General features: G+C 66.4%; 10 protein-coding genes. 1 reads left to right on the forward strand and 9 read right to left on the reverse strand.

Going from position 1 to position 10,352, the window contains the following annotated elements; all coding sequences use genetic code 11:
• Position 1 precedes the first annotated feature (1 nt).
• From LOY33_RS01140 to LOY33_RS01175, 8 genes are all read right to left on the reverse strand, one after another.
• Complete coding sequence (locus LOY33_RS01140) at positions 2-2,020, reverse strand: chemotaxis protein CheA (RefSeq protein ID WP_043861635.1); 2,019 nt, start codon at positions 2,018-2,020, stop codon at positions 2-4.
• 2 nt (positions 2,021-2,022) lie between these two features.
• Positions 2,023-2,349, reverse strand: a complete 327-nt coding sequence (locus tag LOY33_RS01145; protein ID WP_258660769.1) for a lipid asymmetry maintenance protein MlaB — start codon at positions 2,347-2,349, stop codon at positions 2,023-2,025.
• Between the two features lie 5 nt (positions 2,350-2,354).
• Complete coding sequence (locus tag LOY33_RS01150; RefSeq protein ID WP_043861637.1) at positions 2,355-2,720, reverse strand: response regulator; 366 nt, start codon at positions 2,718-2,720, stop codon at positions 2,355-2,357.
• A gap of 17 nt (positions 2,721-2,737) precedes the next feature.
• Positions 2,738-3,814, reverse strand: a complete 1,077-nt coding sequence (locus LOY33_RS01155) for a methyl-accepting chemotaxis protein (RefSeq protein WP_043861638.1) — start codon at positions 3,812-3,814, stop codon at positions 2,738-2,740.
• Between the two features lie 325 nt (positions 3,815-4,139).
• Positions 4,140-4,619: a glycine zipper domain-containing protein gene (locus LOY33_RS01160; RefSeq protein ID WP_043861639.1), complete on the reverse strand. Its 480-nt coding sequence runs from the start codon at positions 4,617-4,619 to the stop codon at positions 4,140-4,142.
• 304 nt (positions 4,620-4,923) lie between these two features.
• Positions 4,924-7,260, reverse strand: a complete 2,337-nt coding sequence (locus LOY33_RS01165; protein WP_258660771.1) for an FdhF/YdeP family oxidoreductase — start codon at positions 7,258-7,260, stop codon at positions 4,924-4,926.
• A complete protein-coding gene (gene fdhD, locus LOY33_RS01170; RefSeq protein WP_043861641.1) occupies positions 7,257-8,093 on the reverse strand; it encodes a formate dehydrogenase accessory sulfurtransferase FdhD in 837 nt (278 codons plus the stop codon). The genes LOY33_RS01165 and fdhD overlap by 4 nt, the downstream gene beginning before the upstream one ends.
• A 94-nt stretch (positions 8,094-8,187) precedes the next feature.
• Positions 8,188-9,075 (reverse strand): LysR family transcriptional regulator, encoded by an 888-nt coding sequence (locus LOY33_RS01175; RefSeq protein WP_054915921.1) that lies wholly within the window; start codon positions 9,073-9,075, stop codon positions 8,188-8,190.
• A gap of 84 nt (positions 9,076-9,159) precedes the next feature.
• Here LOY33_RS01175 and lysM point away from each other — a divergent pair, with 84 nt between their 5' ends.
• Positions 9,160-9,600, forward strand: coding sequence for a peptidoglycan-binding protein LysM (lysM, locus tag LOY33_RS01180; protein ID WP_058541679.1), 441 nt, complete (start codon positions 9,160-9,162; stop codon positions 9,598-9,600).
• Between the two features lie 83 nt (positions 9,601-9,683).
• Here the strand turns inward: lysM and yrfG are convergent, their stop codons facing one another.
• On the reverse strand, positions 9,684-10,346 hold the full coding sequence (gene yrfG, locus LOY33_RS01185; protein WP_258660774.1) for a GMP/IMP nucleotidase: 663 nt from the start codon (positions 10,344-10,346) through the stop codon (positions 9,684-9,686).
• Positions 10,347-10,352: the final 6 nt, after the last annotated feature.

The raw sequence follows: 10,352 nt of genomic DNA on the forward strand, positions 1-10,352 counted from the left end.
TCTATTCTCCGGAAGGGCTTGGCAACAGGTGCGGCGTCTCGCCTTCGGCGCGTTGCTGCGACTGGCGGAACAGGCTGGGGATATCGAGTATCAGCGCCACCTGGCCAGAGCCGAGGATGGTCGAGCCGCTGATGCCACTGAGGTGTTGGAACAGTTGCCCCAAGGGCTTGATCACGGTCTGCAGCTCGCCGTGCAACTGGTCGACGATCAGCCCGGCATGCTGCCGACCCTGGCTGACCACCACGATGTTGCGGCGCACGCAGGCGCTGCGCGGCAGGCCGAAATGCGGTTGCAGGTCGATGCACGGCAGCGGCCGCCCGCGCAGGTTCAGGTGGCCCTGCTCGGCCTGGTTGGCGGGGGCCTCCATGCATTCGGTGACCATGTCCAGCGGGATCACGAAGTGCTCCTCGCCCACGCTCACCAGAAACCCGTCGATGATCGCCAGGGTCAGCGGCAGGCGGATGCGGAAGGTGCAGCCATGGCCGGCCCTGGAGTCGATCTCGATGACCCCGCGCAACTGGTCGATGGCGCTGCGCACCACGTCCATGCCCACCCCGCGTCCGGACAGGTTGGACACCTGCTCGGCGGTGGAAAAACCCGCTTCGAAGATCAGCAAGTGGATGTCCTGTTCGCTCATCGGCGAATCGCTGTCGAGCATGCCGCGGGCGATGGCCTTTTCGCGGATCTTCGCGGTGTTCAGGCCGCGCCCGTCATCCTGGATCTCGAGCACGATCATGCCCGAGTCGTGGTAGGCGTTCAGGCGCAGCTGACCCTGCTCGGGCTTGCCGGCGGCGCGGCGCTCGGCAGGGGCCTCGATGCCGTGGTCGATGGCGTTGCGCACCAGGTGCACCAGCGGGTCGGCGATGCGGTCGATCAGGGTCTTGTCCAGCTCGGTGTCGCCGCCGCTGATGGTCAGCGCAATCTGCTTGTCCAGCGCCTGACTCACATCGCGCACCACGCGGTGGAAGCGGTTGAAGGTCTCGCCCACTTCGACCATGCGCAGTTTCAGCGCCCGCTCGCGGATCTGCTCCACATGTTGCTGCACCGCCTGCACGCTTTCGATGCAGGCGGCGTGGGCACTGCGCAGGGCCTGCATCTGGGCGCCGGCGGTGGCGATGACCAGCTCGCCGACCAGGTTGATCAGCTCGTCGAGCTTTTGCGCAGCCACCTTGACCTGGCTGCTGGAGGCAGTGCGCGGCTCGCCGGCGGGCATCGATGGCAAGGGTGTGGCGGTTGCAGGCGCCAACGTTTGCGCCGGTGCGCGGGGTTCGGCCGGCAAGGCGGTATCGGTCGGCTCCTGGGCCTGCAGGCGCAGGGTGCAGAAGTCCTGCACCAGGGCGAACACGTCTTCGAGCTGCTCGCGGCTGGCGTCGCTGTGCAGGCTCACTTCGAAGCCCAGGTAGCAGGCCTCCGGGTCGAGGCTGTCGAGCTCCGGCACGGCCCAGGTGAGGGTCTGCAGGCTGAGGATGTCGCCCAGCCGCGCCAGGTAGCGGATGAACGCCGCCGGGTCGAAGCCGTTGCTCAGCAGCTCGCTGGCAAAGCGGATCGACAGGTGCCAGGTACGCAAGCGGGGCGCACCGTGCGGGGCTGCCAGCGGGTTGTCCACAGACGCGGGCAGCTCGCCCTGATGCGCCTGCAATGCCGCCAGCAGGGCGGCCTGGCGTGGCGTGTGCGCTGGCATGCTGACCTGCTGCGGGTCGATGCTGTCGAGCATCACCCCCAGTTCGTCCATGCACTGCAGCATCAACGAGGTGAGCGGAGCGTCCAGCACCCGCGCACCGTCGCGTACCCCCATCAGCAGGTTTTCCAGCTGGTGCGCCAGCGCCACCAGTGGGTCGAGGGAGAAGATCCCCGCCGAGCCCTTGAGCGTGTGCACGGCGCGAAACAGCGCGTTGATCGCCGCGTCGTCATCGGGGCGGGTTTCCAGGCGCAGCAGGCTGTCTTCGGCTTCCTTGAGCAGGTCGCGGGCCTCTTCGAGAAAGCCCTGCAGCAGCTGGCTCCATTGCTCGGCGTCGAACATGCTCACTCCTCGCACGGCACGGGGGTACCGGCCGGGCACAATGCGGGCAGGCGCAGCAGCTCCAGCAACGCCCGGGCGTTGCCCGGCAGGGCGATCACCTCGGCCTCGTGGCCATTTGCGCAGAGGGTCTTGTGCAGGCTCAGCAGCAGTTGCACGCCGGCACTGTCGAGCTCGTCCAGGCCGCCCAGGTCCAGTTGCCAGGGCACTGGCTGAGCGGGCAACAGGGCCAGCAACTGCTCGCGTGCGGCGCGCACCTCATAGATGGTCAGGTCGCCGTCCAGGCGTAGCCGTGCGGGGGTGTCGGCGGTGGCTGCGGCGAGTGTGAACATGCGCGTCAGCCAATCAGCTTTTCGACAGCCGCCAGCAACTGCTGGGGCTGGAACGGCTTGACGATCCAGGCCCGCGCTCCGGCGGCCTGGCCCTCGGCCTTCTTGGCCTGCTCGCTTTCGGTGGTGAGCATCATGATCGGGGTGAAGCGGTATTCGTTGCGCGCCTTGAGCGCCTTGACCAGGCCGATGCCGTCCAGGTTGGGCATGTTCACGTCGCTGATCACCAGGTTGATCTTCTGCCCGGTGAGCTTGTTCAGCGCGTCGCGCCCGTCACAGGCTTCGATGACCTGGTGGCCGGCGCTGGCCAGGCTGATTTTCACGAGTTGGCGCATCGAGGCGGAGTCGTCCACGATCAGGATGGTCTTGGCCATGTTCAGGGCTTCCGGAGTTAGAAAAAGGTCACGTCGCTGCTGGATGCCGACTGGCTGTGGCCAGCCCGTTCCTCGCTGGTGGTGAAGCGCTGGCGCAATTGCTGCAGCCAGCCTTGCGGGTCGTGCAGGCGCGGGTCGTCGTGCGCCAGGGCATCGAGCAGTTGCAGCAGGTCGGCCTGCAGGTGGTCGAGCATCTGGTCGGCGCGATCCTGGAACTGCAGGCTGACCATGATCGCGTGGATATCTGCCTGGGTGGCGCGGGCATCCTGTTGCAGCGCCCGCGAGGCGCCGTCGAGGGCGTCGAGGTTGCCGCCCAGGTCGCTGATCACCTCGTCGAGCACCTGCTCCAGCTCGCGCAGGTTGGCCTGCTCTTCGCTGCCCAGCGCGGTGGCGGCATCGATGCTGGACTGGATCGACTGGTTGATCTCGCCCACCTTGGCGTCCATCGACTGGCCGGTCTCGGCCGACAGGCTGGAGAGCTTGCGCACCTCGTCGGCGACCACCGAGAAGCCGCGGCCGAACTCGCCGGCGCGGGCAGCCTCGATGGCGGCATTGAGCGCCAGCAGGTTGGTCTGGCTGGCAACTTCCTGCACGCGCTTGGCCATCTGCTGGAGCTGGCCGGCGTAGCTGCCCAGATGATTGATGGTGGTCAGAAATTCATGCTGGCGCTGGCTGCTGGCGGCGAAGCTTTCGGTGACCCGGCGCAGACGCTGGTTGGCCTCGCGCAGGTTCTCGCCCACGCCGCCATTGGCCAGCACGTTGTCGGCGTCGTTGAGGCTGTGTTCCAGGCGTTGGTTGATGGCGCCGAAGCGTTCGAGCAACTGGCTGATGTTGTCGCCCAGCAGGGTTCGGCTCTGTTGGAGGCTGTCGATCCAGCTGGGCGCCACCACCGGCAGCAGGGTGTGCAGTGGCGGCTGTTCGAGCACGATGGGCGCGTCGCTGACCGCAGCCACCTGTGCCACGGGGCGCGGGCGCAGCAAGGTGCTGGCAAGCAGCACCAGCGACAGCCCGGCCAGGCCCAGGGGCAGCAGGTCGAGCAGCAGGCCGCAGGCGCCGAGGGCCGTGCCGATCCATATTCCCAGGTACATCCGCATTCCGTGCGCCCACTGCGTCGCTTAAGGTGGGGCGGATCATAGCGATTGCTATTTGACGTCAAAATCGGGACGCCCCTTAAGCCGACCCATCAGTCACAAAACAGCCGACGCAAACAGGCCCCTGCCGATGTTGATCGGACAGTCAATATAAAAGGCTGGAAAGCTGGCCGGACAACAGGCTCGAAGGTTTTCGCGCAGGGGGCGGGGCGGGGAAAGGCTTAGGTGAATGGCTTAAGCCAATGGCGTGATGGCACATGGCTTGATTGCTACGTTTGCGGGTACAACTGCGGCGCTGCCGGCGCGGGGCCGGCAGCGTCGATGGAATTCAGCGGTGACGCCAGCGTTTGTCGTGCTTGCGATGGCCGTAGTGGTGGCCGCGATCGCGGTAGTGGCGGCGGTCGTCGTAGCCGCGGCCGCGGTTGTTGTAGCGGCGGTCTTCGTCGTCGCTCTTGTTGCCCATGTAGTTGCCCAGTGCACCGCCCGCACCGCCGCCGGCTGCGGCGCCGATCAGGCTGCCGGTGTTGCCGCCCACGCTGCGGCCCACCACGTTGCCGCCGGCCGCACCCAGTGCGCCACCGATGGCCGCCTCGCCGCGGCTGCGCTTGTCGGCACCTACCGCGCTACCGGCTGCACCGCCCAGGCCGGCGCCGATGGCCGAACCGGTGCTGCCACCGATCGACTGGCCAACCACCGAACCCAATACCCCGCCCAATGCGCCGCCGATACCGGCTTCGGTGGAGCCACCTGCCGAGGCAACGCCACTGAGCAGGCCGAGAGACAACAGCAGAATCGAGGAGTACTTCATAAGGGAGCCTCAAAGGGATGACGAGGCGATCCTGAGGCTCTGCAACACGCGCTGGCAACGCAAATCCGACGATTGGCACGACGTGTATACAATTTTATAAGTTACTGTTTTTACAGTGAAACTTAATGCGTTTTTGCGGGTCTGAGCTTACTTGGGACGAAGGCCCTGGCAGTGATGCCAGGGCCTTTTTCTTGCCTGCAGTTATCCGCTGAACGAACTGGCCTCTTCGCTGGCAAGCCAGCTCCCACAGCGTTCTGCATGCGCCGCAAGACCCTGTGGGAGCCGGCGTTGCCGGCGAAGGGGCCTAGATGATCCTGGCCGTGGCGCTGGCCGCCTCGATCCTGATCGCCACGAACTTCGACGTCGGCGTATGGCTGCCATCGCCCACGCTTTCCAGCGGCACCAGCGGGTTCACCTCGGGGTAGTAGGCTGCCGCCTGCCCCGCCGGAATGTCGAACGCCAGCAAGGTGAAGCCCTTGACCCGGCGCTCGCGGCCATCGCCCCACAACGACACGATATCGGCCTTGTCACCGGGGTTGAAACCCAGCCGGATGATATCCGCCTCGTTGGCGAACAGCACGTCGCGCTGCCCCTTGACCCCACGGTAACGGTCATCCAACCCGTAGATGGTGGTGTTGTACTGATCGTGGGAACGCATCGACTGCATGATCAGGTCCGGCACCTGGCCGCTGGCGCGCACGCTCTCGTGCAGCAGGTCGTCGGGCAACGCATTGGCCTTGAAGTTGGCCCGCCCGCTGGGTGTCTTCCACTGGCGCTGGCCGGCGCTGTTGCCCAGGTAGAAGCCACCGGGGTGCTGCAGGCGCTGGTTGAACCCCTCGAACCCTGGAATGGTGTCGGCGATCAGTTCGCGAATGCGCCCATAGTCGGCCACCAGCCAGTGCCAGTCCACCGGTTTGCTGCCCAGGGTGGCGGCAGCGATTCCGGCGATCACCGCCGGCTCCGAGCGCATCTGGCGCGACAGCGGTTTGAGCTGGCCGTTGGAGGCATGCACCATGCTGAACGAGTCCTCCACCGTCACTGCCTGCGGGCCTTCGCCCTGCAGGTCGATATCGGTGCGTCCCAGGCAGGGCAGAATCAGCGCCTGCTGCCCGTGGATCAGGTGGCTGCGGTTGAGCTTGGTGCTGATCTGCACCGTCAGCTCGCAGTTGCGCAGCGCCTGTGCAGTGCGCTCGGTGTCGGGGGTGGCCTGGGCGAAGTTGCCGCCCAGCCCGATGAACACCCGCGCCTTGCCATCGAGCATGGCGCGAATCGCCTCCACCGTGTTGTGGCCGTTGTGGCGCGGCACGGCAAAGCCGAAGCGGCGCTCCAGCGCATCCAGCAGCGCCACCGGCGGGCGTTCGTTGATGCCCATGGTACGGTCGCCCTGCACGTTGCTGTGGCCGCGTACGGGGCATAGCCCGGCCCCTGGCACCCCAAGGTTGCCGCGCAGCAGCATCAGGTTGGCGATTTCCTGGATGGTCGGCACCGAGTGACGGTGCTGGGTGATGCCCATGGCCCAGCACATGATGACTTTTTCGGCCCGCGCATACATGCGTGCGGCCTGCTCGATATCGGCCAGGCCCAGGCCCGACTGCTGCACGATCTGCTCCCAGCTGCTGGCCTCGACCACTTCAAGGTAGGCCTCCACGGCCGCAGTGTGCTCGGCGATGAAGGCATGGTCGAACACCGCTGGCGCACCTGTTGCCTGCGCCTCGCGCTCCCACTGCAGGAGGAACTTGGCCATGCCGCGCAGCAGCGCCATGTCGCCGCCCAGGGCGGGGCGAAAATAGGCGGTGTTGGTCGGACGATCATCGTTGGTGAGCATCTCCAGCGGGTGCTGCGGGTGCTGGAAGCGCTCCAGGCCGCGCTCCTTGAGCGGGTTCACGCACACCACCTGGGCACCGCGCTTGACCGCTTCGCGCAGCGGTTCAAGCATGCGCGGGTGGTTGGTACCAGGGTTCTGGCCCCACACGAAGATCGCGTCGGCGTGCTCGAAATCGTCGAAGGTCACCGTACCCTTGCCGACCCCGACGCTCTGGCCCAGGGCCACGCCGCTGGCCTCGTGGCACATGTTCGAGCAGTCCGGGAAGTTGTTGGTGCCGTAGGCGCGCACGAACAACTGGTACAGGTAGGCCGCCTCGTTGCTGGCCCGGCCCGAGGTATAGAACTCCGCCTGGTCGGGGCTGGTCAGGCCGTTGAGGTGGCGCGCGATCAGGGCGAAGGCGTTGTCCCAGCTGATCGGCTGGTAACGGTCGTTGGAGGGGTTGTACACCATCGGCTCGGTGAGCCGGCCCTGGTACTCCAGCCAGTAGTCGCTCTGGCCCAGCAGCGAGGTGACGCTGTGGCGGGCGAAGAAGGCCGCATCGACCCGGCGCTTGGTGGCCTCCCAGTTGACCGCCTTGGCGCCGTTCTCGCAAAACTTGACCATGCCGCTTTCCGGCGAGTCGCCCCAGGCGCAGCCCGGGCAGTCGAAGCCGCCGTTCTGGTTGGTCTTGAGCAGGGTGCGGATGTTCTTCAGCGCGTTGTCGCTGCCGATCCAGGCCTGCGCCACACTGCGCAGCGCGCCCCAGCCGCCGGCGGCGCCGTGGTAGGGCTTGTAGCGGGGGACCGGCTTCTGGTCGGCTTGATGATGCAGGCTCACGGGCGACTCTCCTGCGCCGGGCTGTAGACCCTTGGCGCACTGTGGTGCGGCAGGTGGATAAGGTTGAGCTGGTGGCGGCGCGCCCATTGCAGCGCCAGGCCGGTGGGCGCAGACAGGCTCACCAGGGTCTGGATGCCGGCGCGCAGCACCTTCTGGATCAGCTCCAGGCTGCAGCGGCTGGTGACTACCGCCAGGCCGCCGTCGAGGGCGATGTGCTGACGCACCAGGGCGCCGATCAGCTTGTCCAGGGCGTTGTGCCGGCCGATGTCTTCGCGGCCCAGCAGCAGTTCGCCCTGATCGTTCATGAACAGTGCCGCGTGCACCGCGCCGCAGTGCTGGCCCAGTGGCTGGAAGGCGCTGATGCGCTGGCGCAGGCCGTCCAGCCAGTGCGGCGGCGGCAGGGGCGCGCCAGGTAGCACCTGCAGATCGGGCAGCGCCTGCTCCACCGCCTCGACGCCACACAGGCCGCAGCCGCTGGTGCCGGCCAGTTGGCGGCGCTGATTCTTGAGGTTCCAGAAGGCGCGGCTGGCTATCTGCACCTCGGCATGGATGGCCGAGCCGCTGGCCGTGAAGCTCACGTCATAGATGTCGTCGGGGGAGGCGATGATGCCGCTGCCGATGCTGAAACCGACGATGAAGTCGTGCAGATCGGTAGGGCTCACCAGCATCACCGCCTGGCTGATGCCGTTGTAGGCGATCGCCAGGGCCACCTCTTCGGCGAGGTCGGCGCCACCCTGGCTGTTGTCGTCAAGCTGGCGGTAGTCATAGCGGTTGCTGGCAGCGGGCGCGGCCAGGGGCGTGGACGCCACGCAGGCCGGGGGTTTGATGGTCATCGGCAGGTACCGGCAGGCAGGTCAGCCTTAAGCCTAGGCCTGCACTCGGGTATCGTCTAATCGCTACTGCCGATGCATTGATAGAGCGCGTCGATCACGCCGGGTCGAGCGACAGGCGGTACTCGGCGATGCAGGCCTCGGCCAGGGCCGAGCGCGGCGCGCTGCGGCGCATGATCAGCCCCAGAGGCGCCAGCGTGGTGGCCTGGTCTATCGGTTGCAGGCGCAGGTGCCCGGTGAGTGCTTCGAGCCCGGCGTTCAGCGGCATCACCGCGCAGCACAGGCCACCCTCCACCGCTTGCACCAGCTGATGAACGGCGTCGGTCTGCAACAGCAACTGCGGGGCCAGGCCGCGGGTATGGAAGGCGTGGTCGATGGACTGGCGAAAGTGCATGCCGGCGGTCAGCAGGCCCAGCGGCAGCTCGGCCACGGCCTCCCAGCTCAACGGCTGTTCGGCGAATGCGAAGTGACGTGGGTCGAACAGCAGGCCCATGCGTGTGTCGCCCAGGGGCAGGGCCTCGAAGCGCTCGCTGTCGAGACGCTCCAGGTACGACACGCCCAGGTCCAGGCGGTTGCTCGCCAGCTGGTCGAGAATCTGTTCGGAGCTCAACGCGCTCAGCTCGAAACGCAGCTCGGGGTGCTGGCGGTGCAGGCGCTGCAGTAGCGGCAGCGGGTCGAAGCTCGACAGCGGCACCACCCCCAGGCGCAACGTGCCGGCCAGGTGCCCGCGACAGGCGGCGGCCTCGGCGTACAGGCCGTCGTAGGCCGAGAGTACCGAGCGCGCCCAGGCCAGCACGCGCTCGCCCTGGGCGGTGAAGCCCTCGAAACGCTGGCCGCGGTTGACCAGCGGCAGGCCCAGTTCGCGCTCCAGGTTGCGCAGGCGCATCGACAGCGTGGGCTGGGTCACGTGGCAGCGCGCGGCGGCCTGGCCGAAGTGGCGGGTTTCATCCAGGGCGATGAGGAATTTGAGTTGTTTGATATCCATCGTCGTTCCGGGGCATTGGCAGGCGAAGCATTCTATCTTGTCCTAGACTGCCTGCTCCGGTCATTGATACCTAAGGAGCACAGGATGAGCATTTTTAGTTTCGTGAAAGAAGCGGGTGAAAAACTGATCGACCTGCTCACCCCCGGCAACGCCAAGGCTGACGACCAGTTGAAGGAGCACGTGCAGAAGGTCGGCCTGGGCAACCCGAACATCCAGACCACCGTCGACGGCGACAAGGTCACGGTCAAGGGCGAGGTAGGCAGCCAGGAAGAGAAGGAGAAGATCCTGCTGGCGCTGGGCAACATTGCCGGCGTGGCGTCGGTGGACGACCAGCTCACCGTGACCGGCCCGGTCGTGGCGGCGGCGCGTTTCGTGGTGGTGAAGAAGGGCGACACGCTGAGTGCGATTTCGTTGGCGGTGTATGGCAATGCCAACCAGTACAACAAGATCTTCGAGGCCAACAAGCCGTTGCTGAGCCATCCCGACAAGATCTACCCGGGGCAGACGCTGCGTATTCCGGAGTAAGGCTCCAGCTTGGTGGTGCGGTCTTCGCCGGCAACGCCGGCTCCTACAGGTAAGGTGCCTTGTGTAGGAGCCGGCGAAGCGGCCTACAGCCCCTGCAACAAGTCCCGATAATCTTCCTGCGCCGCAAACTCCGCCGTATCCCGCGGCCCCTTGCGGCTGTCCGGCTGGCGCACTGCCAGCAGGTGCGCCACGCCAAAGTCGCGCGCGCTGCGCAGTATCGCCAGGGTGTCGTCGATGAACAGGCTGCGTGCCGGGTCGAACCCGGTATCCGCGTGCAATGCGTTCCAGAATTGCTGGTCTTCCTTGGGGAAGCCATAGTCATGGGAGCTGATCAGCCGCTCGAAATAGGGCGCCAGCGCCACCCGCTCCAGCTTCAACGACAACGAATCGCGATGGGCATTGGTGATCAGGATCACCCGCTTGCCGGCCTGGCGGATCGCCTGCAGAAAGGTGTCGGCGTCCGGGCGCAGCGCGATCAGGTCGGCCGTTTCCAGTTTCAGCTCGCGCACCGGCAGCTTCAGCTCGGCACTCCAGAAATCCAGGCAGTACCAGTTCAGCGAGCCGGCGTGGCGTTCGAACAACGGCTGCATTTCCAGCTCGGCCATCGCACGGCTGATGCCATGCAGCTCGGCGTAGCGCTGGGGCAGGTGCTCCAACCAGAAGTGGTTGTCGTAGTGCAGGTCCAGCAGGGTGCCGTCCATATCCAGCAATACGGTATCGATGTCGTGCCAGGCCAGGGAGGGCATGTGAAA

It is taken from the genome of Pseudomonas sp. B21-036, assembly GCF_024748925.1.
GTDB lineage: Bacteria > Pseudomonadota > Gammaproteobacteria > Pseudomonadales > Pseudomonadaceae > Aquipseudomonas > Aquipseudomonas palmensis.